This is a genomic window from Nocardiopsis sp. NRRL B-16309, from assembly GCF_001279585.1.
Taxonomy (GTDB): Bacteria; Actinomycetota; Actinomycetes; order Streptosporangiales; family Streptosporangiaceae; genus Nocardiopsis.
Window position 1 is genome coordinate 24,334 of the sequence record NZ_LGEC01000038.1, and the last position, 23,496, is coordinate 47,829.

The following is a 23,496-nucleotide window of genomic DNA, read 5'->3' on the forward strand; positions in this document are numbered from 1 at the left end:
CTTCTTTCCTTATTTGCCGCTCTCACGGCTGTGCTTCTTGTCTTGCTTGTCTTCGGTCTTCTCAGCAAGGATGCGTATGCGAATCAAGTCAGTTCGTGTAGAAAACTTCCGGAGGCTGCGTTCGGTCAAGGTGGATCTTGATCCCGATTCGACGGTCTTTGTTGGTGCGAACAACAGTGGGAAAACATCGATGACCCACGTTTTTCGTTTCTTCTTCGAGCGCCGGAAGAGTGACTTCACGTTCTACGACTTCAACTCCGGTTGCTGGGATCAGTTTCAGGGGGTGAAGGAGCTCGGCCAGGGCGAGGCGGAGAAGCTGCCGAAGATCCGCCTCGACCTTCTTTTGGAGGTCGACAGGCAGGATTGGTATCGAGTTGTCGAGTTGATGTCCTTCCATGACCTGTCCGAGGACATCGGCCGGGTGGCGCTCCGGTTGGAGTTCGCGCCGAGGCAGGACCTCGCCGAACGGTTTATGGTAGCTCGGAAGAACGCCCGGAAGGCCAGGGAACAGCAGCCCGAGAAGGAGAGGGCGCTCTTCGCTCCTTGGCCGGAGGATCTGCGTGATTATCTGGATCGGGAGCTGAATTCCGCTTACGAGTTCCGCTACCACGTGCTTGACCCAGATTCGTTCGACCGGGAGGGTTCGGTCTGTGCGGGATCCGATGCCACGGGAAGACTGGCTGACTCTTCGGCAGCGGCCAGGGAATTCGTTGACAGCCTGATCCATGTGGACATGGTTGATGCCCAGCGGTTCCTCTCTGATGATGAGACGTCCAAAGGTCGGGATCTGTCCCGGCATGTTCGCCGGTTCCTCGACTACTCGGCTTCGGAAGATATCGACCACGCCGCGCACCAGGCCCTGAAGGCTTCGGAGCAGCAGGCGGAGTCCTATCTCGTGGGCAAGTTCGCCACCACCTTCGCCCGGCTGAACAAAGTCGCCGGGCCGGGGATCCGCAATCCGAGGCTGAGCGTACGGAGCCGACAGAGCGGTGATGCCCTGCTCGCTGAGAGCGCATGGGTGTACTACCAGTTCGCTCCGGGGGAGGAAGACGCTCAGCGGCAGCTTCCCGAGCGATTCAACGGTCTCGGTTACAAGAACTTCCTCTTCATGCTCATCGAGATCCACGAGATGCACCGCCGTTGGGCGGCGGGTGTGGGGGTGCGACCGCTCATCCACCTCGTGGTGATCGAGGAGCCCGAGGCCCACATGCATCCTCAACTCCAACAGGCGTTCCTGAAGATCGCACGGGAGTTCGTTGATGAGGACGAGTCCGAGGTGTTCCATACCCAACTCGTAGTGACCACGCACTCTCCCCACATTATCTACGACACCTCCTTCGACCCGATCAGGTACTTCCGCCGCCTGTCGGAACCGGACGGGACCCCTGCCTGCGAAGTCAGGGATCTGTCCAAACTCGATACAGACGACCCCAGGTTCCTGCGCCGTTTCCTCAAGCTCACCAACTGCCATCTCTTCTTCGCTGACGCGGTGATCCTTGTGGAGGGTGACGCCGAGCGTGTGCTGCTGCCGTTGATGATCGATACCGATCCGGGCAGGCTCCCGCAGCTGGTGAGCTCGCACATCTCCCTGCTCGAGGTGGGTGGATCCCATGCTCTTCGTTTCAAGCCGTTGGTGCGGTTCCTCGGTTTGCCCGCACTGGTCATCACCGACCTGGACAGTGTCGCGATGCCCAAGGGCGGAACGCGAAGGAAGGCCTGTCTGGTGGACACAGCCGGAGCGGTGACCTCCAATCAGACGCTCATCCAGTGGATTCCGGGAAAAAAGGATATTGAGGAGCTTCTGAAGACCCAGCGTGAGGGCAAACAGGACAAGAATCGAGAGGGCGTGTCCCCTTCCTGGGTACGTGTTTCCTATCAGACCCGCCAAACTTTTAGTTGGGGCGGAAAGACCCATCATTCCGCGGGGCGAACTTTCGAGGAAAGCATGCTCCTCGAAAACCTTGAGTGGATGCGCGAAAACGGTAAGAAAGTAGGTTTCGAGCTGGACGAGGGGCTCTCTCCAGAACAGCTCGTTCAGGAGGTCTTCGATTTCGTGCGCAACCCTCCGGAAGGAAAAACCAACCTTGCGTTGACTCTCTTTGATCTCTTCGAAGAATCACCTTGGGAAACCCCTCATTACATCCAGGAGGGCCTGAGCTGGCTGAACAACGAGCTTGACCGGGAGGCGGACCTGTGAGCTCCGTGTCTGTGCGCCAGCCGACCAAGGCGGACGAGCAGATCCGCGAGGTCCTCGAAGCCTCCACCAAGCGCGGGTTCGTCGTGATCGCCGGAGCAGGTTCGGGGAAGACGACGTCGCTGGTGGAAGCCCTCCGCAACATCGGTCGAGCTGAAGGAACAGCCCTGCTGGGCCAGCGCCGCCAGATCGCCTGCATCACGTACACGAATGTCGCGGTGGAGGAGATCAAGGATCGGCTTGCCGCCAACCCGCTTTTTCATGTCTCCACGATCCACAGCTTCCTCTGGAAAGTGGTTCAACCCTTCCAGCACATGATCCGTGAATGGGTGCGTGCGGACATTCGCCGTCTCATTGCGGAGCGTGACGATACCAGGGGGGCGAAGTACGTTGAGGCGCTGGAAGGCCTGGACGATCCGGACCTGCGCTTCAACTACCAGTCCGGTCGTAACTACAAGAAAGGGATCCTCGGGCACAACGATGTCCTACGTATGGTTCCCGAACTCATGAAGCAGGAGAAGCGCCTCGCCACGATCGTCGCCCAACGCTTTCCCTACGTCCTGGTCGACGAGAGTCAGGACACGGACCCGCGGGTGGTCGAAGCCCTACAGGCCATCGAGGAACAGGAACGCGGAAATTTCTGCGTCGGCTTCTTCGGTGATCCGATGCAGCGGATCTTCCCGACCGGAGCCGGTCTCATCGAAGCAGACAAGAGTTGGGTGACCATCCGTAAGAAGGAGAACTGGCGCTGCCCTCAGCGGGTACTCGATGTGATCAACAAGATCAGGAGGGTGTCTCCACACGACGGAAACCTGACTCAGGTCCAGGGAAAACGAGAGGGAGCGGAGGAAGCGAGGACGGGTGACGCGGACCTCTTCGTGCTCTCCTCGGAAGGCGACAGTGACTCCTGGTTGGACCGGGTACGCGACCACCTGGCGGTTCGGCAGAACGACCTGCTGTGGAGCCAGGGAGTGGAGGGGAAGAACCTCAAGATCCTGGTGCTGGAGCATCAACTGGCCGCCCGTCGACTGGGCTTCACGGATGTGGACAAGGCCTTTCGTCAAACCGGAAGCGGGTATGCCAGGCAGTTGCGGGAGGAGTACACCACAGGGTTGCACTGGAGCCTGCGACCCTTCCTAGACCGGCTCGTCCCCCTCGTGGAGGCGATCGAACAGAAAGACGGGATCACCGCGCTCGGGATGCTGCGCAGGCTCTCCCCACGGCTCGGTTCCTTCCGTGACGGTCAGGCCACCGCGGAACTACTTCCGCAGTTGAAGGCCGATGGCGATCACCTCGCCAAGATCCTCGCCAGGGACAGCACCGCGGCCGTCGCGGACGTGCTTCGGCACGCTCTCAAGGCCGGACTCATCCGGCTGGACCCCCGGTTGAAGGCACAGCTTCTCAAACATGAGGGCTTCTCGTTCGTGGAACAGCTGCCAGTCGAAGAAGGCGAGACGACAGAAGACCCCGGAGAGCAGACCGAGGAGAGTCGCGAAGACGAGCGCAGGGTCCTCCAGAAGGCGATGACCGCCTACCTGGCCTGTCCTGCGGCGCAGATACGGATCTACCACGACTACGTTCGGGGGCGGTTGCCCTACCAGACCCAGCACGGGGTCAAGGGCGCCGAGTTCGAGCGGGTCCTGGTACTGCTGGAGGACGACCGCAGTAACTGGAACCAGTACTCCTACGAGAAACTCCTTGGTCTCGAGGACCTGAGCGCTTCTGACATCAGGAACATCCGAGACGAAAAAGACCATACCCCCGAGCGCACACGCCGTCTCTTCTATGTCAGTTGCTCTCGGGCCACCCGGTCGCTCGCCGTGGTGCTCTTCACCGACGACCCGGCCGGCGCGTTGCAAGGGCTGCGGGAAGACGCCGACTGTCCTTTCCCCGCCGACAGGGTGCACGGGGTCGACGATCTGGAGGGACAGCCCGCTCGTGCCTGATGAAGTGCACCTGGTCGACGTACAGGACCTCATCGCCAGCCCGGTGCCCGACGGGGTGCGGGTCGTGGTCCGCTGTCCCGAGGGCAAGGGAGCGCCTCAGAAGTTCGGGACCCTGGACTTCTCCACGGTGTTCCTGGTCGCGGAGAACCCTCCTGATGAATTCGCCAACCCTGATGGTCTTGAGTCCAGGGACCTGGCCTGGGTGCTGGAGAAACCCTCGCGCAAGCTGAAGACCGTCCAGGATCGGTGGGGTTCCCGAGCCAACGATGTGCTCAATGAGCTGATCCGCTCTGGCGCGGTCATGGTGAAGGCACGCGTCAATATGCGGGACCTGCGGATCAAGCGGTATCTCCAGATCATTCGTACCCCGCTGTGGTCGGAGCGGGCCGACGAACGAAGGCGGGAACTCCTCGGTCGGATCGACCCGGGGCAGGCCCGCACGGGACTCCTCGACCTGATGCAAGGCATCAGCGAACTCGAGACCGAGCGCGATTTGTTGCTGAACTCCGAACCCGGCGCGGTCCCCGAGGGTTCCGCGACGAGGGCGGGGCATTGGGACACCTACGACTTCGCGGTGCGTGTCGCGTGCCGGTGGTACAAGCACGGGGGCGACCGCCATCCCACCCGGCGTGAGGTGTCCTCCCGCTCGCATGCGCACACCTCCGGTACGAAGACACGCTGGACCGACGCCCGCATCCACGCGGTGGAGAACCTGCTCAGGAAGTACATCTCCGAGCTGTTCGACTTCCCCGACCACGAGATCCGTGTGAAGGGTCCTCTGCGCTGGTACAAGGATGACGTTCCGGCAGTGGACGCTGTCACAGCTGAACCCTGGGCCGGCCTTCCTTCCAACGGCGTGCGCGAGACCGGCACCCTGGAACAGGTGAAGGGGATCCGTGGCGTCCTCGTCCTGGAGAACCAGGACACCTTCTACCGGTCCTGTCAGATCCCCGCGATCACCGAGGGCTGGGTCTGCGTCTGGGGAGCCGGGTACGCCAGCGACGGACTCGTGGGGTTCCTCAGGATGCTGGCGCCCTTGCCGATCGCAGTGTGGGGAGACCTCGACGCGCACGGCATCGCGATCATCGCCAACCTGCGCGACCGGGTGGAGCGGGATGTGTACCCGGTCGCGATGACCGCGGAGGCCTGGCTTGGGGGGCCGCACCGGCCGCAGCCCCCGGAGCGGCGGGAGCAGGACGCGAAGAAGGCGGCAGGGCTCCTCGACCAGGCCCCGGACGCGCTGCGGCCGGTGGCCGCGCTCATCGCCGACCATCCGGAGCTGGCCGGGCTGGGCGTGGAGCAGGAGGCCCAGCACACTGAGGTGTTGCCGGGCCTGGCCGACCTGCTCGCTGGCGTGCTCGACTCAGTCCACAGCCCGTCCGGAGCGTAGCCAGAAGGCCAGATGCTCGACGTGACGACCGTTCTCGTCGGACCCCCACGACCGGGTGGGGCGGTTGTAGACCTCACTGTTGGACACATGGTTGAACCACAGGACCTGGCCGCAGTGCCGCACGGCGTCGTGGATGACACTGTCCTGACAGGTGCCGAGGATGGTCACCTGCTGTTTGACCGCGACTTTCTGCAACTCCCGCAACACGTCTCGCCGGTTCTCGTCGCCCAGACTGTTGCCGAGTTCGTCCAGCACGAGAACCCGGCCGGGCACGTCGCTGTCGGCCAGGAGCGAGGCCAACACCAGTTGGATCGCGAACACCTTGACCTGCGCCCCGTTCGCGATTTTCTGATAGGAAACGTACGCCCCCTGTGGGGAGCGCTGCCACCGGGGGACGACGTTCACCTTCCACCGGGAGCCGGTCGCGGAGGGGTCCAGCACCTCGTAGTCGAGGCGGGCACCGTAACCGCCGTCCCGTTCCCGGTCCAACTCGTCGAACTGGTCACTGATCCTGGCCAGGATCAGTTTGATGGACCTGGCCACGGTGGCACGGATGATCTCCAACGACTCGATCTGCCGGTTCACCTCCCGCCGAGCGGTGGTGAGGTTGCGTTCGCGCTCCTCCTGTTCGGTGGCGATGAGCGTCTTATTGGTCGAGTCCGGTATCTCGCACTCCTCCAACAGCTCGTCGAGCGGTTGGAGGGCGGTGCCAAGCGCTTCCTTGGCCCGGCCCGGTTCGGGGACGCTTCGCGCTGCGGTGTCGATGAGTTTGACCAGAGCGTGAGGAAAGGTGTCCCGGTCCTGGCGGATCACCGTCAGCGCCTCCAGGAAGGAGGAGGAAGCGTGGTTCCACCAGTCCTGCGCCGTGCGCCTACGCTCGGTACGGTCCTTGACCCGGGCGATGTGCTTCTTCGCGGAGTCCGAGTCACCACCCCAGGCCAGGAGCCACTTCTCGTGCTGGACCCTTTCGACCTTCTCGTTGGCGCTCTGAAGAGCACGGCGCAGCCGGCCGAACTCGACCTCCGCGGCTCGTAGCTCCCGTTGAGCGGATTCGACGAGGAGCTCATGGTTGCCCAGCGCGATCCGGGCTGCCGTGTACTGACGGTCCGCTGCCGTCCAGAGCGTCTGGAGGTGGTCCGCCGCCGTGACAGCCTCAGCATGCTCGGCCTCGGCGACCCGCAACTCTTCCCGGCACGCCTCCAGCCGTTCGGCCGCTGTCGCGATGTCCAGGAGTTCCTGCTGGCGCTGGAGGGCGCGCCGGGCGTTCGTCAACGTGCGCCCCGATTGCCTTTCGGCCCGTACCGCGGCTCGCAGCTCCGACTCGGCCACGGAGATCCGGGCCTCACGACCCGTCACCGGCTCGGGGAACCCGGACAGCATCCATTCGTCCAGGTCGGGGTCGTGCGATCGGTCCAGGCCGTGGGCGAACGCGTACCGGGAACGGACCGCCTCCAGGAACGCGCCGAAGGCCGGAGGAGCGGTCACCCCCTCCAGGAGCATGGTGGCCGCACCGTCCGGAGAGCCGTCCACACGGATGATCGACACGCCGGGGAAGTCCTGGAGCGAACGCAGCGCGAACTCCGCGTCCCCTGCCGCCACCGCGACGGAGTTCCGGAAGCGCCACAGGTGGGCCTCCCACTCCGGGCGTGCGTCCTGGTCGAGCACGACGGAGTCCAGCAGACCCCTGGCTCGGACTCCCAGTTCGCGCAGCCTTCGCACGGCCTCACCAGCGGTGCCGTCCTCACCGGCACGGACCTGCTCCAGGTGATGTTCGGCTTCCTCGCGCCGGGCCACGGAGCGCCTGTGCAGGAACACGGTGGAGTCCAGTCGTTCCCGCATCCGTTCGAACTCAGCCTGGCGCTGGTCCACGCCGATCCCGTCGAAGCGATCGGTCACGCGGAGCAGGCGCTTGCGCTCTTCGGTCAGCTGCTTCACGTCGCTGTGGAGCTCCCCGACGATCTCCGTCTGTCGCGTCCTCACACGGTGGAGGCGTTCGCGCTCCTCCTCCGCTGCTTGGGCTGCTTTCCGCGAGCCGGTGTCCTCACGCAGGCGATTCAGGTGTGCTTTGGCCTCGCGGGTGCGTTCTTTGGCCTGCTCCACGTCCTCTTGGGCCTGTTCGCGTTCGGCTGCCGCCGCCGTGAGCTCCTCCTCCCTCTCCCCGAGGCCGACGGCCAGGTGGAGCTCCCACGATCGGTTCGCGGCCGTCAGTGCCTGCCGGGCGAGGTCGCGGCGGTCGATGGCTGCGAGCTGTGCGGCCTCGGCGATGCGCCTGTTCTGGTCGTTGACCTCCTGAACCCGCAGTTCCTGGGCCGCCTCGTCGTACTTGACGCGGCCCTTCTGTTCCTTGACCAACAGGCGGGACTGACCGGTCAGGGCGATGAGCGCGTCACCGATGGCGTCGGGGGCCATCGAGGTCATCTGCTGGGAGAGGAGGGACGCCACCATCGGTCGCATCGAGGTGTCCAGGTAGGCCAGACATCGCGGGGCGTCCCCGTACAGGAATTCGCCCATGCTCTGGGCGCCGTTGCTCGACTTCGCGGGTAGCTGTCCCCACAGTGAGTCGGCCTGATCGGAACGCTCCTGGTCGGTGTCGGCGACGGCCACGTGCAGGTCTCTGACCCACCGCATCTGAAGGTAGGGCGTCTGGCTGGAGATGCGCAGCCACACTGTCAAGAGCTTCTTGCCCTCCTCATCGGAGAACACCCCCACGATGTAGCCACGTCGGGCCCCGCCCCCCTCTCCCGACCCTGCGGACTCCGGGCTGAACAACAGCCCTCTGGCGAACCCGCCATCGCGTTTGAGGCGCCACTGCGGGTCCGCGAGGAGGAGGGAGACCGCGCTGAGGAAGGTGGTCTTGCCGGACCCGTTGGAGTCACCCTTGGGCCCTTCCCCGGAGACGGCGACGAAGGACGACGGGACGATCGGAACCGGGTGGGTGGTGAGGCGGCCGATATCGAAGGTCTGCACCGCGACCAGCTTCCGGGACCCGACCAGCCCTGTGCTGCCGGTGTCCTGGAGGTGCTCGGTCGCCTGTTCGGGCAGGAGGCTCATGGTGTGCCCTCTTCTGGTTCTGTGCGGCTGTCGCGGCTGTCGCGGCTGTCGCGGCTGTCGCGGGTGGTGGGGCGGTGACTCGCGTCTTCGCTCGGGGCCAGCAGACGGGGGCGGGTGTTCACCGCGGCCAGATCGCGCCGGTGGTGCTGGCGGAGCTTGTCGGTGAGGCCTTCGTCGGTGGTGGTGATCAGGGTGATCTGCTCGCGTAGACGTTGGGACGCGGCGTCGGTGAGCCGGTTGAGCTGTGGTCCGGGCCCGACCAGACCGCCCCCTTGACCGCTGAAGCAGACCAGCCCGCGGGCCGCCAAGCGTCGCAGGGACTCGCGCACGACCCCCTTCGGAACCATGGACTCTTCGAGCAGATCTCGGCGCACGGGAAGGGCATCCAGCAGACTGTCCCGTTGAACCCTGCCTTCAGCCTGCGGAATCGCCACGCAGTGCAGCAGGACCAGGGCGAGTACCGCCCGTTCCTCGGGGGGAAGGGCCCCGGACCGCTCCGCCACCAGCGCGTCCGTGATGTGGTCGGCGTAGCCGGAGGTGTAGGCGGCTCCGATCGGGAGCAGGACCCGCCCCGCCTCGCTGAGACACCTCTTGACGCAATTGCGCAGTTCAGGATCCAGGAGGGCCTGGAAGTGCGCGGCGAGAACCGGGGAACGGGACGACTCCACCGCCGCGATGGCGTCCAGGACCGCGGACTGCTCATCCGGGGTGAGGGTGTTCAGAACGGGCCACCTGGCGTCCGTGGTGGCTTCTGTCATCGGAGCTTCTCCACGGGCTGGTGCTCGGGGAGCCGGGGGAGGAGGTCGAACACTTCACGCAGTTCCGCGGTCTGGCCGCGGGTCCAGGTAGCGGTGCGCGGCCCCAGCCGGATCCCGGTGCCCGAGAGCTCGACCCACAGGGAGCGGTCCAGTCGCGCGAGCGCTCTCCGGTAGCTGCCGAGAGCTCGGGGACTGTCGTCCTCCTTCGCCCAAGTGAGGGCCTCCAGCACCTCCTGCCGCTCACACGGATCCCCGGGCCAGGGCTCCGCGTGACGATCACGCCAGCAGCAACCCAGGCATGCGGCGAAGACCTCCAGCTCATTTCGGGGGTGCTGCGGGTGGTGCAGCCCGATCCCTTCCTCCTGGGAGGGTTCATGGCCCTCCACCCACCCCAGGATGTGCGCGGGTTCCTCCCGTCGGACGATGTCCAGAACGGATCGACCCGCCTGGAGGGCTTCATCGACGATGACGGCATCAGGGAGGTCGGGACGGATCGGCGCGGCACCCAGGGCACGCATTCGGGCCAGGGCCAGAGGCCTGGGATCGGTCACGCTCTTGGTCTCGGTCACGAGATGTCGTTCCCCTCGTCCGGTTCGGGCAGTGGGTGGTACTCGGCGGCGTCCGGCCCCCACTTGGGGTTGCGGTGTAGCCTCACCTGGGACAGGTAGGTCATTTCTTCGGCCGGGTGGACGAAGAACCCGTCCGTCATCTTCACCTCGTAGGGGGCGTCCGGCCCGGAGACGCTGATCAGGTCGGTCAGGAGCCGCATGCCTCCCGGCCAGCCGAGGTCCCGCAGGAGATCGGTGATGTCGATGCTGTCGTGTTCGCCAAGGATCAGTTCGGCCTGTTCCAGCATCTGGCGGCGGCGTTCCTGTCCCTTGCGGGCGATGTCCCGCAGCGGGTTGTCCTGGGGAGCGTCCCGCTCGGGCCGAGGGGGAGGGGCTCCTGGGAGCGGGCCCGTGGGGCTGAGCGCCTCGACGGCTTCGATGAGTGCGGCGGGAGAGATCCCGAGGTCGGGCGGGTCCGCGACCACGTGGGTGAACACGGCCGCCAGCTCTTCCATGCTCCGCTTCTTCGCCGCGTCCCTGTACTGCTCCGGGTGGAAGAGGTCGAATCCCCGATTGAGAGCTCCGGCGTCGATGAGTCGATCGATGAAGTCCGATGTCGCGCCGGCATAGTCCTGAGCGCTTTCCAGTGCCTCCCGTGCGGGACGCTCCAGGTCCTGGAACCGCGCGACCACCAGTTTCTGGAGCTCCCCGACCTGTTGCACGAGCCCCGGGTCGCGGTAGCGCTCCTGCTCGACGATGAGCTCTCTCAGTGGGCGTGACCGCAGCATCGAAAGCAGGTGATCGGTGAAGACGATCAGCGTCTGCCGGGTGCGCAGCAGGGCCCGGTGGACGTCTGCCCTGCTGGCCTGGTTCCGCTCGATCGCGGAGCGTGTGCTGTCCAGGAGAACCAGGACCTCGGTGATCCCGCCTTGGCGGTTGATCCGTTCGAGGAACAGCAGGAAGACCATGCTGAGGGGGTCGAGGATGTAGCGGTGCTCGTGGGGCCGGGGAAAGGAGGGGAGCAGCATCTCCGAGGCGAGAAAGGTATTGAAGCGCTGCTCGAAGTCGTGAACTTCGGCTACTCCGCCGCAGGCGTCCCGAAGCTCGCCCCGAGTGAAGCCGCCGCTCCTCGGTGACCCGGTGGTGTAGGCGTGGAAGACCGCCATGGCCACGTCAAGCAGCCTCGGGTCCTCGATGACCGAGTCGCTGTGCTTGGCGATCGGTGCGGCGAGCGTCTTCAACTGCGCGGCAAGCAGGCCCTGAGGGCGGTTGCGCTCAGGCGGGGGTGGATCTGTTGATGGCATGACTGGCGGACTGCCCTGTCCGTGGGTGGGGTCGCCTCTGAGAGGAAGAAGCGAGGGGATGAAGGGCAGTCAACCAGAGGTCACAAGATCATTTCAGGACAATCGTGAGATTGGTCCTGAGGTGCCGCCGGGGCGGGGTGGGCGCTGAGCCTGTACAGGTACCCCGGCCCCGGTTCACGGGTGTTGCATCAGTGTTGTTCGCGGGCGGAGTGGAGGAAGGCGGTCCACTCGGCAGAGGGGAAGGGGAAGTGGCCCCTGGAGGGGTTCTTCGAGTCCCGGACGGCCGCGCCGCAGGGCAGGTCGGCGACCTCGACGCAGTCCTGATCTTGGCCGCTGTAGCTACTCTTCCGGAATACGAGGTCTGTCACGTGTCGCTCTCTTGGATTGCGGCCACCTCTTTGATGAAGGCAGCGGACCGGGCTGTACTCAGAGAGGACCCTTGGACGTCGCCGAAGGTGGCGCTGTACTGCGTGACATCGTCGGCTTCCTCGATGAAGAGGGCGTCGGTGACGGTTCCGACGTAAACGATCGGTGTGTCCAGAGGGTCCCGGAACTCCAAGATAGTGAACGGCGCGGCGAGCGCGGCATGGGCACCAGCGGAGAACGGCAGCACCTGGATGTCGATGTTCGGTAGCTGTGCCATGTAGAGCAGGTGGCCGAGCTGCTCGCACATCGTCTTCGTGTCACCGATCTGCCGACGGAGTGCAGCCTCGTCGATGACAGCTCGGAGCTGGACGGGGCGGAACCTGGTCAGGATCTCCCGTCGCTCCATACGGAACTCCAGGCGACGTCGGATCTCCTCTGGGCTCACATACCTTCCGCCTTGGAAGATGGCTTCGGCGTACCCGGGCGTCTGGAGCAATCCAGGAATCGTTTGAGTCGTGAAGGTCCGGATGACTGAAGCCTCGGCTTCGAAGTCGGGGAGTGCACGGTCCCCGAACACATCCTTGTACTTGGACCACCACCCTCTGAGCTTTGCATCCTTGGCCAGAGCATGCATCGCCTCCCGTGCTTGGGAGTCGTTGACCTCGTAGAGGTCCAACATTTTGTCAATATCACCGCTGGTGATGCGCTTTGTCTCAGTCTTCTCGATCTTGCTCAGCTTGCCCGCGCTCCACTGGAGCTTCTTCGCAGCTTGAGAGCCGGTCAGGTTGGCTTGTTCACGGGCACGGCGTAGCTCGGCGGCGAGGCGACGCAGGCGTAGGGAGGGGCTTCGTTCGATGGTCATGGCAGGATCCTAGGACTCTAACTCTCAAATTTCTAGTTATCCGTTGACTGTAGTGAGATTGAGAGTATGGTGTTGAGCGTAGCCAGTGACCGGAGTCTCACGCAGAGTCGCTGATGATCAGGCTACGCCGTGCCCCCTTCCCGCTGTTCGGGAATCGTGAAGGTCCCACCTTGCGGGCACACCGAACCATCCGCTCGCTCCCACACGCCAAGGAGTCTGTTCGTCATGCCCGCAATCGCGCCCATGCCCGTACTGCCAGAGGTGACCATCTCCCTCAGTGAGCTGGTCCCGCTGCGCTGCCGCCACTACTTCTCCGGCCGTGCCGACCGCGCCCACTACCGGAACCGACGCTACGACTTCGGGTCTTCCCGCCAGTTCATGCCGCTGGTCCGCGTTCCTGGACACCTGTGCCGCCGAACGCGACCGCGATTACCGCTACCTGTTCACCCTGCTCGGATCGGAGCTGGCGAGTAACGCGCTACGGCACTCCAGGTCGGGAGAGCCCTTCGGGGTCTACACCCTCAACTGCCAACGCCACCGCGACGGGCTCCGACTCACCTTCCGTGACCAGGGCAAGCGGGAGGGGGCGGGACCGCGATCGGCCTGGGATGAGCACCTGGCCCCGAACCCCGATGGGCTCAACCTCGACACTGAGTCCGGGCGGGGGCTGGCCATGATCGACGCTCTGGCCACCGACTGGGGCGACAACGGGGTCGCCGGCAACCGCCAGGTCTGGTTCTTCCTGGCCTACGACCTGTCCGACAGCCTCTGGAACATCCAGCCGTAAGAACACCACGCCGCAGGTATCAGTGCCCTTGTACTGAAACGGGCCCAGGAGAGCGTTGCCGCGCTCTTCCCGGGCCCTGGCAATCCCGAAATCCGCACACTCTCACATGTTCAGAAAGCAGGATCAGTGACGCATCCTATCCCCGCGCCCCGACCCTCCAGTGACCCGTTGTACCGGACCCGCCCGCTGCTGCCTCGCCGCGACCCGCTGGTGGGCCCCTACTGCCCGTCCTGCCAGCACCCCTCCTGCCGCCGACGCCGTGCCGAGCGCCTGCCCCGCCTGGGCGGCCACCTGGCCGAATACCACAGCGAGCACACCCTCGCCGCCGCCGTCCAGGCCCGCAACCTGCACCTGATCGTCTGGTACGGGGAGAGGACGGGCTCCTACTGGGTCGCCTCCTCCACCGGCCTGGCCGAGGTCCCCGACTGCCAGACCCTGAACCGTCTCCTGAGCCCGGTACCCGCCTGCCGCCCACTCTGACGGTGTCCTCGGTGGCGGCCGATTCCTATGGCCGGAACGGTCGCCACCACGTCGTTCTCTCGGGCGTACACGGGTACTGGGCCCGCTGCCCGGTGGCGCAGGGTCAGGAGCGTTGGTCTGCGGGCTTTGCGGTGCGCAGCGTCTCGATCTTCTCCCCTGTTGCGGCCACCCTCCAGAAGACCCAGCCGTTGCGCGAGGTACTCACCCTCTCCCCACGGGGAAGTAGAGAGTTGGCCCGTTCCACCACCGCACCGGCCGCAGGACTGGGGTCGTCGAACACATGGCCGTCCCACGGAGGCGAGACGATACCGAGCCTGCGCGTCGCCGGGTCGAACCACCCCTCGACACGCTGCTTCTTGTAGCGGGCGTACACGGGGACTCTCGCATCCTCGTTCGCGGACCCCGAGGGCTCCTCCGCCACGGTGAGTCTGGTCAGGAGCCGGGCGATGACCTCGCCCTTGCTGCTTTTCTCCCAACGGGCGAGGAGCGCGAGCTGGCGGTCCGTGTCCTGTGACACCTCGACGTAAGGCATGCGCCCAAGGTCCCAGACGCCGGCCCTCCTCATGAACCGTTTCGCCGTGTTCCACGTATGCCGCTTCCTTGGGTGTATCAACAGTGGCCGTATGTGGCCAGAGTTCCGAAAGGGACTTTGGTCCTGGGGCAGTGCGCAGGTCAGCGGCGATAACCTGGGTCCGCAGACCGTGTGCTCCCTCGACTCACGCGCGACCCCCGAGGTATTGGCAGGACCCCCAGTGCAGCCACTGACCCCCGCAGACCCCCGCGTGCTCGGCGGGATCGAGATCTTGGGCAGACTCGGCAGAGGTGGAATGGGTGTGGTCTACGCGGGCCGCACCGATGACGACACTCTGGTCGCGGTCAAGACCCTGCACGTCGGCGGCCTCGAACAGAGCGATCTGCGCGAGCGCTTCGAGCGTGAGGCCATTGCCCTGGGCATGGTTCAGGGGCCGGGTGTGGCCGCGCTGGTGGAGTCGGGACAGGACGCCGACGAGACCCCCTGGCTCGCCTTGGAGTACGTCCCCGGGCTCGACCTGGCCACCTATCTCAAACGGCACGACCCCCTGGACGTAGTGACCGGGACGGCGTTGGGGCTCGTCCTGGCCAACGCGCTCACCGACATCCACACCGCGGGCCTACTCCACCGGGACCTCAAGCCCGCCAACGTCATGCTCGGCCCCGACGGCCCCAAGGTGGTGGACTTCGGGTTGGTCGCCATCGGCGGCGCGGGCGGCGACCTGACCCACACCAATCTCCGCCTGGGTACCCCCCGGTTCATGGCACCGGAGCAGTTCACCGCCCCGACCTCGGTGGGCGCCGCAGCGGATGTGTACGCCCTCGGCGCGCTGCTGGCCTACGCCACCTCCGGTCAGTACCCATACGAGGGGGCAACCCCGGACGCTCTGGGCTTCGCCGCGGTCAACCCGGACATCGCACCGAACCTGTCCGGGGTCCCCGCCGGGCTGGTTCCGCTGGTCACCGCTCTGATGGCGGTCAAGCCGCAGGACCGGCCGGACCTGGCGGACGTGCGCGCGCAGCTCACCGAGCGGCTCGCCGCCGCTGGGCTGTCAGCCGCGGCGGCCCGTGCGCACCTCACGGAGCGTACGTACGTCCCGGGCACCGGGATCACCGACGAGGTCCCGCCGGCCAAGCGCCACGCACCCGTCACCCGGGTGGAGACGGTCGACCACTCCCGCACGGCCGGGACCGGGACCAGAACAGGTAAGCGGGGCGGTCTCGCGGCACGTACGGCCGAGCGGTTGCGTAAGGCCTATGCGCGCCCCGCCGCCTGACAGCTCGGCGCATCCCGGCAAGCAAGCGCTTCCTGGCAGTAGCTCCCGGCCAGGGGCCCCGTCACCGGCTGATGGACACGCGGTAACAAGGTGCTCCCGACCGCCGTGCCGGCGGCGTATGTGTCAACCGGGACAGCCCGTGGTGCGTGACCTCTCAAGGCTCCACGGGTCACAGACAACACAGGTCGGATCGCAGAGCCGATCCGGACATCTCGATTCGCAGCGGACAGTGAGGGTCGTTCAGTGACCGAAGGCGCAGGCGCGACGCAGACGAGCCCGTTCGCCCCCGGGGCCCGGGTGGAGGTACGTGACGCGGAGTGGATGGTGCGCACCTGTACCCCGGCCGCCTCGGCGGTGGACGGGCACATGGTCAGGGCCGTCGGGGTCTCGGAGTTCGTCCGCGGTGAGGACGCGGTGTTCTTCACCGGCATCGAGGAGGTCACCGCCCTGGACCCCGAGCGGACCAGGCTGGTGCACGACGACTCCTCCGGGTACGCCCGCAGTCGCCTCTACCTGGAGTCGGTGCTGCGCCGCACCCCGCTGCCCCAGTCCGAGAGGCGCCTGGCGATGCCGGACAAGTTCCTCCTCAAGGACCTCGTCTACCAGCGCCGTCCCGCCGAACTCGCCCTCCGGGAGCTGCGCCCGCGCGTGCTCATCGCCGACGTGGTGGGCCTGGGCAAGACCCTGGAGATCGGCCTGATCCTCGCCGAGCTCATCCGCCGGGGCCGGGGCGAGCGCATCCTCGTCGTCACCCCGCAGCAGGTTCTTGAACAGTTCCAGCAGGAGCTGTGGACCCGCTTCGCCATCCCGCTGGTCCGCCTGGACTCGGTGGGCCTGGAGCGCGTCCAGCGCGACATCCCCGCGGGCCGCAACCCCTTCCTGTACTTCAAGCGCGCCATCATCTCCGTGGACACTCTCAAGAACCAGGGCAAGTACGGCCAGCACCTGCGCAGCATGCACTGGGACGCGGTGGTGATCGACGAGTCGCACAACCTCATCAACGAGGGCAACCTCCGTAACCAGCTCGCCCGGCTGCTGGCGGCCCAAACCGACGCCCTGCTGCTGGCCTCCGCAACCCCGCACAACGGCAACTCCGAGTCCTTCGCCGAGCTGATCCGCCTGCTCGACCCGGCCGCCATCGCCGACCCGAAGGACTACTCCGCCAAGGACATCGAGCACCTCTACATCCGCCGCACCAAGGTGCACCCCGAGGTGCGCGCGGAGATGGGCGACGACTGGCCCGAGCGCGGCCCCTCGGTGTCGGTGCGCTGCGCCGCGACACCCGCCGAGGAGAAGGTCTTCGCCGAACTCACCCAGACGTGGCTGGCGGGCGAGGAGCGCGAGGGCGGCCCGGTGGTCCGCAGGGAACGCCGCCTGTTCCCGTACACCCTGCTCAAGGCCTTCCTCTCCTCGCACGTCGCCCTGGCCACCACGGTCGAGAACCGGCTGAAGACCATCACCTACAGCGGCACTGGCGGGCTCAAGGACGGCGAGGACAAGCGCGAACACCAGGCCCTGATCAACCTTCGCGACCTGGCAGGGGAGATCGGTGACGCCGACTCCGCCAAGCTCCAGGGTCTGGTGAAGGAGCTCAAGGAGATCGGGGTCGGAGCGAAGAGCCCCACCCGGGCCGTGGTCTTCTCCGAGTCCGTGCCCACCCTGGAGTGGCTGAACAAGACCCTGCCCAAGCAGCTCGGGCTCAAGCCCGAGCAGGTGGCGCTCATGCACGGCGGCCTCTCCGACACCGAGCAGCAGCGCATCATCGGCGACTTCGCCCTGGAGACCAGCAAGGTCCGCATCCTGGTCACCGGCGATGTCGCCTCCGAGGGCGTCAACCTGCACCGCCAGTGCCACCACATCGTCCACTACGACCTGCCGTGGTCCTTGATCCGCATCGAACAGCGCAACGGCCGCATCGACCGCTTCGGGCAGAAGCACCACCCCCAGTTCCGCGCCCTCGTCCTCACCTCTGCCGTCGAAGGGGCCAAGGACGATACCGACGTCGCCGAGAAGCTCCTCGACCGCGAGGAGAAGGCCCACCGGGCCATGGGGACCGCCGAAACGGTTACCGGCCTGTTCAGCGCCAAGAAGGAGGAGGACCGGCTCATCCAGGACCTCCTCAAGGGCCGCACCGTGGACGAGTCCCTGGACGCCGCGCACCAACAGCAGGAAGAGGGGTCGGCCTGGGCCGGAGACGTGCTCTTCGGTGACGTGGGCGTGCCCGAGGGGGAGGCCGCACCGGAGCGGGCCCCCGAGCCCCAGCTCTTCGGCTCCACCGAGGAGTTCGTCCGTGCCGCGCTTGGCACGGTCGCCGGCGAGGTCTCCGTCGACGAGGACGAGCGCATCCTCGCCTTCGAACCGCCTCGGGACCTGGCACACCGCCTCAGCGCACTGCCCGTCGACTACCTGCGCGAACTCAAGGTCAAGGAGCGGCTGCGCGTCACCTTCGACCGCGAGCACGCCCAGAAGCGGCTCGACGAGGCCCGCGCCACCAAGACCACCTGGCCGGACACCAGCTACGTCAGCGACCTGCACCCGCTGGTGGAGTGGCTGGTGGACAAGGTCCAGGTCCAGACCCACCGCAACGAGGCCCCGGTGATCCAGGCAGACGTGGACGCCTCCGTCTTCCTTGTCCAGGGCACCTACTCCAACGAGCTGGGCCAGCCCACGGTGGTGGAGTGGATGGCCGTCACCGGCCTGCCCGGTGAGCCCCGGGTGGAGGACATGTTCGAGGCCGTCCACCGGGCGGGGGTGGGCACCGGCATGGTCAACACCGGCCGGTCCGGGTACCTGACCGAACTCCAGCAGCTGGTCCCTGCGGCCGTCCGTGTCGCCCGGGCCCACCTGGAGGAGCGCAGTGCCGAGTACGACGCCCGGATCAGGGAGGACCTGGCCCGGCCACAGCAGCGATTGGAGCAGTGGCAGCAGCTCAGCCTGGAGGGCCTGGGTGAGGACCTGCGCGGCCAGCGGAAGAAGGAACGGGTGCACGACACCTACGCCGAACAGCAGCGTCTGATGCGCAGGATGAGCACCGCGGGCGAACCGCTGCTGCGCGTCCTCGCCGTGCTGAAGGGGGAGAACTGATGGGTTACGACTCGCTGGCCAACCGGGGAGAGTACTTCTCCGCCCACTACCTGGCCGAGGTGCTGCCCAAACAGCTCAAGGGCAAGGACGGCCCCTTCAAGGACTGGACCGAGCTGGAGAAGCAGGAGAACGCCCGGGTCCGGGACGAGAAGAGGAGCCCCGAACCCGTCACCCCGCGCCTGGGCCTGCGTCAGCTCAAGGCGCGGTACTTCAAGGTCCGCCCGGCACTGGCCGACCACGTCGAACAGATGCGTGAGGGAGCCGAGCCCAGTGAGGCCGGGGTCCAGGCCCACCACCGGCTCCTGCACGCCCTGCACCGCGACGTGCTCACCGCGCTCGGCTTCAGTCCGAAGGACGAGCCGCTGGAGCTGCCCTTCTCCCATGGCGACGACCTGGTCCCGGTGCGGCTGGCACTGTACGAGGGCACCGTCGCCGCCGTCGAGTGCGGTTGGGCCCCCGACCCCGACGCCGCTTTGGACGAGAACGGCGCGGGATGGCTCATCGACCCTGTGGAACTGGGCGGCCGCGAGCAGATCACCCTCGGCACCAAGCTGGTCTCCTGGTTGTTCGCCCGGGACGAGAACCTGCGCTACGTGCTGATCCTGTCCGGGGGCGTGGTGGTCCTCGCCGACCGCTCGGTGTGGGGCGAGGGCCGCTACCTCGCGGCCAGCCTGGACACCGCGCTCGGACGCAACGACACCGACGAACTCGGCACCATCGGAGCGCTCTTCGGCGCCCAGGCGCTCCTGCCCTCGGAGGAGGGCGGCACCGAACCCATCGCGACGCTCGTCGACGCCTCCCGCCAGCACGCCGTGGGTGTGTCCAAGGAGCTGCGGGAGGGGCTGCGGGACTCGGTCGAGATCATCGCCAACGAGGTCCTGGCCCGGCTACGGGATCAGGGTGTGGACCCCGAGCGGATCGACACCAAGTCGAACCGCACCTTCGCCGACGAACTGGCCCGCCAGTCCCTGCGCTACCTGTACCGGATCCTCTTCCTGCTGTACGCGGAGGCCCGGCCCGAGCTGGGCGTGGTACCCGCCGACGACGAGGCCTACGTCCAGGGCTACAGTATGGCGCGGCTCGGTGACCTGGTCGCGGGCGATCTGGTGGGCGAGGAGGCCCGGCGCAGCACGCACCTGTACCAGTCGTTGGACCTGCTGTTCCGGATGGTCAACGAGGGCCACAACCCGCGCGGGCGCCAGCTCTCCGAGGAGGAGGCGGCGCGGCTCTCGGAGGGGGACGGGCTACGGTTCGAGCCGCTCAAGGCCGACCTGTTCGACCCCGAGCGCACCCGGTTGATCGGTACCCGGCTGCCGCACCCGGACGACGACCCGGACGAGCCGGGCGTGCGGATGCTGGACACCCGGCTGCGCAACGAGGCGCTGTACCAGGTGCTGCGCAAGCTGATGATCTCGCGCGGTAGCCGTAAGGGCCGGGGTGGATTCATCTCCTACGCCCAGCTCGGCATCAACCAGCTGGGCGCGGTGTACGAGGGACTGATGTCCTACACCGGTTTCATCGCCCAGGAGGAGCTGTACGAGGCCGCCAAGAACGGTGACTCGTCGGGTGGCTCGTGGATGATTCCGGCGTCCAAGGTCGATGACTACGGCGACGACGTGTGGGTGCGGGTCAAGGACGAGAACGGCAAGTCCAGCAAGGACCGCCCGATCGTGGTCTACAAGCCCGGATCGTTCGTGTATCGCCTGGCCGGGCGCGACCGGGAGACCAGCGCTTCCTACTACACACCGGAGTCGCTGACTCAGTTGACCGTCCAGCTCACCCTGCGGGAACGGCTCGACCAGAACGGCGAGACGACTCCTGCGAGGGAGCTGCTGGAGTGGACCATCTGCGAGCCCGCTCTGGGTTCGGGCGCCTTCCTCAACGAGGCGATCAACCAGGTGGCTGCCGAGTACCTCAAGCGGGCTACGGCCGAGCGCGGGGAGGAGTTGGATCCCGAGCGCTACGCCGTGGAATTGCAGAAGGTCAAGGCCTACATTGCCCTGCACCGGGCGTACGGGGTCGACCTCAACGGGACCGCGGTGGAGCTGGCCGAGGTTTCGCTCTGGCTGAACGTGATGTATCCGGGCTTGCAGGCGCCGTGGTTCGGTCTGCACTTGAGGCGCGGTAATTCGCTGATCGGGGCCGGAAGGAGGTTGTACGACCCCGAGACAGTGAAGAAGGGCGAGTGGCTCAAGTCCGCGCCGGAGGACCAGCCGTTCCGGGACGGGGACATCAAGGCCGGATACATTCACCACTTCCTGTTGCCCGCCCAGGGCTGGGGGAGTGTCGCTGCGGAGAAGGAAGCGAAGAACCTCGCTCCGGAGGACACCGCCAAGCTGAACGTTTGGCGCAAGGCGATGCGTAGGAAGCCGAAGACGACGGGGAAGAATTCCCAGTTCCGGCGCTTGCAGGCCTTGTCGAAGCGGGCGGAGTTCCTGTGGAGGCTGGTGATTCGGCGCCTGGATCTGTCCGAGCGCGAGATTAGCCGGAGCATTGCGGTCTACGGTGCGGAGTGGATTGATCAGCCCGAGGACGTTATCCCACGGGAAGTGGTGCTCGACAATCTGACGGAGAAGGGCACCCCGTACTGGCGCCTCAAGACTCTGATGGACGCCTGGTGCGCGCTATGGTTCTGGCCGGTGCAGAAGGCTGCCCTGCTGGACGGCAGTGACGAGGTCTACGAACGCCTTGGGCACACCCTGGAGCTGAGCAGTGCCGGGGGAAAGGGTTCACTCTTCGGTGAAGCTCGCGAGACACTGCCTCTGTCCGAGGTCGAGAACTGGCTCACGTTCGCCGAGGCACTGTTGGGAAGCCACGACATCCCGGCTGATTCCCTGTTCGGGGAAATCGAAAGCCTCTCTGAACTCGACAATGCTGAGGACTCCCTTCCTGGCCTTATGGGAATGAAGGACGAGTTCCGTCTGGGTGAGGCCTTCCCCTGGCTTCGCGAGGTAGAAGGTCTCGCAGAGCGTCATGGCTTCTTCCATTGGGAGCTCCAGTTTGCGCATTTGTTTAATAATCGAGGCGGGTTCGATATTCAAGTGGGAAACCCGCCGTGGGTGCGGCCCACCTGGGATGAAGATAGTGTTCTAGCTGAGCATGATCCTTGGTTCAAATTGACTGATAAGCCATCGGTTGAGCTCAAATATGAGCGGAAAAACGATCAGTTGAAAGGCTATGCATCTCGGGAATACCTCCTTGGAGAGCTCTCAGGTACCGCTGGAGTTAGTGAATTTTTGTCAGATGAGGCGACGTATTCTCTGCTTTCTGGTACGCAGCCGGACCTATACCGTGCCTTCATGTGTCGTGTTTGGAAGAGCACGACGGACAAGGGATGCTCTGGGCTTGTTCACCCAGACACGCATTTTGGCGGAATGAAAGAAGGGTCGCTGCGGCGCGCGTCCTATGAGCGCCTCAGGATTCACGTGCATTTTTCCAATGCCTTGCGGTTGTTTGATATTAAAGATAGTCGTGAATTTGGATTGAACGTTTATGTGAGTCCTGGGGTGATTGATTTTATCCATGCTAGCTGGGTCCTTCATCCTTCGGTTGTGATTGGCTCTCTGGCGCATGATGGAATTGGAGAGTTTCCGGGGCTGAAATATTGTGGGTCGTGGGACCTTCGGCCTCATAGGGGGCGTATATCCCGGGTTAATCAAGAGGTGCTTGCGAGTTGGCAGCGTTTGGTTGGGATTGGCGGTGCTCCAACTGAAGAAACCCCTCTTATTTACCCGATTACTTCCGCTGAGGCTGGGGCTATTGATGCTATTTCTGATTACTCGCATCGCCTTGGGGTCGATGCTCCTAGGATTAGTCCAGGTTATCATGAGAAGATGGCGAAGGAGGAGGGGGTAATTCTATGGGAAACCCGGAATCCGGATTCCTTGGATGAAGTCATTCTTCAGGGTCCACATTTTTCCATATCTACTCCACTGAGCAAGAATCCCAATATTCCGTGCACGGGCAGTCAAGATTACACGCCATTGAATCTTGAGGATATTTCTGTCGATGCGGTTCCTGTCACAAACTATCAACGTGCAGTTGGCCTGGAGTCGTACCTCTCGGCTCAAGATATCTGGGATCACTCCCGGTATTCTAAATATTATCGCCTTGCTTGGAGGCGTAGGATTGACACTAAGAGCACGGAGCGATCGCTGTTTGCTGCTCTAATTCCACCCGGGCCCACTCATGTTGATGCTGTCCATTCGATGTGGGTACGTGACAATCGAACGACAGTTTTGAATGTTGGTTTTTGGTCTGCAATTCCGCTTGATTATCTTTTGCGAATTTATGGGCGATCCGATCTGCGTAACGCAGAAGTTTACAAAATGCCTGCTCCCTCCTCTGGGCACCCGCTGGAAATCGCTTTGCTTGTGCGCGCGATGCGGCTTAACTGCCTTACTAATTATTATGCTCCTCTTTGGTTGGAGCTTCACGACGACTCGTGGCAGCAGGAAGCATGGGCAGTGAGTTGGCCAGGCCTATCGCCTCTTGGTGGTATTGGCCCGAAGTGGGAGTACTCTTCGCCTCTACGCACCGAGCGCGAACGTCGTGCTGCCCTTGTTGAAATTGATGCTTTGGTAGCTGTTTGGCTCGGAATATCTGATGAGCAGCTTGCTGCTATTTATAAATCTCGATATCCAGTTCTCTCTGACCGTGAGACTGGAATGTGGTTTGATGTGGCGGGTCGGAAGGTGGCTGATAATTCCCACACTTACGGCTTCGGTCAAACGAAGGAAGACTTCCTCCAGCTTCAGAAATACATGGAGGACAAAAACCCTGCCGACATCCCCGAGGGCTATTCCGCACCCTTCTACAAGGCTGACCGCGAACGCGAGTACCGCGAGGCCCACGCACACTTCACCGAGATCGTCGAACGCGCCAAGCGTGACGGCACCTGGGACGGGGAGGTCTGACC

Annotated in this window: 14 protein-coding genes and 1 pseudogene; 8 read left to right on the forward strand and 7 right to left on the reverse strand. The window is 65.0% G+C overall.

Annotation, left to right across the window (positions count from 1 at the left end):
- Positions 1-76: 76 nt before the first annotated feature.
- The 3 genes from ADL05_RS05685 to ADL05_RS05695 are packed head-to-tail and all read left to right on the forward strand — an operon-like array spanning position 77 to position 5,530.
- Positions 77-2,197, forward strand: coding sequence for an ATP-dependent endonuclease (locus ADL05_RS05685; protein ID WP_197285697.1), 2,121 nt, complete (start codon positions 77-79; stop codon positions 2,195-2,197).
- Entirely contained in the window at positions 2,194-4,140 is a 1,947-nt protein-coding gene (locus tag ADL05_RS05690; RefSeq protein WP_053615807.1) for a UvrD-helicase domain-containing protein, read from the forward strand. The genes ADL05_RS05685 and ADL05_RS05690 overlap by 4 nt, the downstream gene beginning before the upstream one ends.
- 4 nt (positions 4,141-4,144) lie before the next feature.
- On the forward strand, positions 4,145-5,530 hold the full coding sequence (locus ADL05_RS05695) for a Wadjet anti-phage system protein JetD domain-containing protein (protein ID WP_197285699.1): 1,386 nt from the start codon (positions 4,145-4,147) through the stop codon (positions 5,528-5,530).
- Here ADL05_RS05695 and ADL05_RS05700 read toward each other — a convergent pair.
- The 6 genes from ADL05_RS05700 to ADL05_RS05725 form a co-directional block, all read right to left on the reverse strand.
- Positions 5,504-8,581, reverse strand: a complete 3,078-nt coding sequence (locus tag ADL05_RS05700; RefSeq protein ID WP_053615809.1) for a hypothetical protein — start codon at positions 8,579-8,581, stop codon at positions 5,504-5,506. The two genes, ADL05_RS05695 and ADL05_RS05700, sit on opposite strands and share 27 nt — an antisense overlap.
- Positions 8,578-9,339 (reverse strand): GntR family transcriptional regulator, encoded by a 762-nt coding sequence (locus tag ADL05_RS05705; protein ID WP_053615810.1) that lies wholly within the window; start codon positions 9,337-9,339, stop codon positions 8,578-8,580. The genes ADL05_RS05700 and ADL05_RS05705 overlap by 4 nt, the downstream gene beginning before the upstream one ends.
- Positions 9,336-9,908 (reverse strand): hypothetical protein, encoded by a 573-nt coding sequence (locus ADL05_RS05710; protein ID WP_053615811.1) that lies wholly within the window; start codon positions 9,906-9,908, stop codon positions 9,336-9,338. Before ADL05_RS05710 ends, ADL05_RS05705 begins: the two co-directional genes overlap by 4 nt.
- Complete coding sequence (locus tag ADL05_RS05715) at positions 9,905-11,191, reverse strand: hypothetical protein (RefSeq protein ID WP_156365729.1); 1,287 nt, start codon at positions 11,189-11,191, stop codon at positions 9,905-9,907. Before ADL05_RS05715 ends, ADL05_RS05710 begins: the two co-directional genes overlap by 4 nt.
- Before the next feature lie 188 nt (positions 11,192-11,379).
- The gene (locus tag ADL05_RS05720; protein ID WP_053615813.1) at positions 11,380-11,559 is read right to left on the reverse strand and encodes a DUF397 domain-containing protein; all 180 of its coding nucleotides are present in this window, start codon (positions 11,557-11,559) and stop codon (positions 11,380-11,382) included.
- Entirely contained in the window at positions 11,556-12,419 is an 864-nt protein-coding gene (locus ADL05_RS05725) for a helix-turn-helix transcriptional regulator (RefSeq protein ID WP_053615814.1), read from the reverse strand. Before ADL05_RS05725 ends, ADL05_RS05720 begins: the two co-directional genes overlap by 4 nt.
- A gap of 225 nt (positions 12,420-12,644) precedes the next feature.
- On the opposite strand from ADL05_RS05725, the pseudogene ADL05_RS05730 reads away from it, so the two are divergent.
- Positions 12,645-13,206 (forward strand): annotated as a pseudogene (locus tag ADL05_RS05730) (ATP-binding protein).
- A gap of 168 nt (positions 13,207-13,374) precedes the next feature.
- Entirely contained in the window at positions 13,375-13,686 is a 312-nt protein-coding gene (locus ADL05_RS05735; protein ID WP_231640617.1) for a hypothetical protein, read from the forward strand.
- Positions 13,687-13,789: 103 nt separating this feature from the next.
- On the opposite strand, the gene ADL05_RS05740 is transcribed toward ADL05_RS05735, so the two are convergent.
- A complete protein-coding gene (locus ADL05_RS05740) occupies positions 13,790-14,218 on the reverse strand; it encodes a hypothetical protein (protein WP_082376133.1) in 429 nt (142 codons plus the stop codon).
- 220 nt (positions 14,219-14,438) lie between these two features.
- On the opposite strand from ADL05_RS05740, the gene ADL05_RS05745 reads away from it, so the two are divergent.
- The 3 genes from ADL05_RS05745 to ADL05_RS05755 all read left to right on the forward strand — a co-directional run bounded on the left by ADL05_RS05745 (position 14,439) and on the right by ADL05_RS05755 (position 23,494).
- Complete coding sequence (locus ADL05_RS05745) at positions 14,439-15,494, forward strand: serine/threonine-protein kinase (protein WP_197285700.1); 1,056 nt, start codon at positions 14,439-14,441, stop codon at positions 15,492-15,494.
- A gap of 243 nt (positions 15,495-15,737) precedes the next feature.
- On the forward strand, positions 15,738-18,578 hold the full coding sequence (locus ADL05_RS05750) for a DEAD/DEAH box helicase (protein WP_053615818.1): 2,841 nt from the start codon (positions 15,738-15,740) through the stop codon (positions 18,576-18,578).
- Positions 18,578-23,494 (forward strand): hypothetical protein, encoded by a 4,917-nt coding sequence (locus tag ADL05_RS05755; protein ID WP_053615819.1) that lies wholly within the window; start codon positions 18,578-18,580, stop codon positions 23,492-23,494. The genes ADL05_RS05750 and ADL05_RS05755 overlap by 1 nt, the downstream gene beginning before the upstream one ends.
- The last annotated feature ends 2 nt before the right edge of the window (positions 23,495-23,496 follow it).

What these genes read in the sequence shown, in the direction of transcription:
- ADL05_RS05685 (WP_197285697.1), top strand. Translation starts at nt 77, where the DNA reads ATGCGAATCAAGTCAGTTCGTGTAGAAAACTTCCGGAGGCTGCGTTCG.
- ADL05_RS05700 (WP_053615809.1), bottom strand. Translation starts at nt 8,581, where the DNA reads ATGAGCCTCCTGCCCGAACAGGCGACCGAGCACCTCCAGGACACCGGC.
- ADL05_RS05705 (WP_053615810.1), bottom strand. Translation starts at nt 9,339, where the DNA reads ATGACAGAAGCCACCACGGACGCCAGGTGGCCCGTTCTGAACACCCTC.
- ADL05_RS05715 (WP_156365729.1), bottom strand. Translation starts at nt 11,191, where the DNA reads ATGCCATCAACAGATCCACCCCCGCCTGAGCGCAACCGCCCTCAGGGC.
- ADL05_RS05725 (WP_053615814.1), bottom strand. Translation starts at nt 12,419, where the DNA reads ATGACCATCGAACGAAGCCCCTCCCTACGCCTGCGTCGCCTCGCCGCC.
- ADL05_RS05740 (WP_082376133.1), bottom strand. Translation starts at nt 14,218, where the DNA reads ATGCCTTACGTCGAGGTGTCACAGGACACGGACCGCCAGCTCGCGCTC.
- ADL05_RS05755 (WP_053615819.1), top strand. Translation starts at nt 18,578, where the DNA reads ATGGGTTACGACTCGCTGGCCAACCGGGGAGAGTACTTCTCCGCCCAC.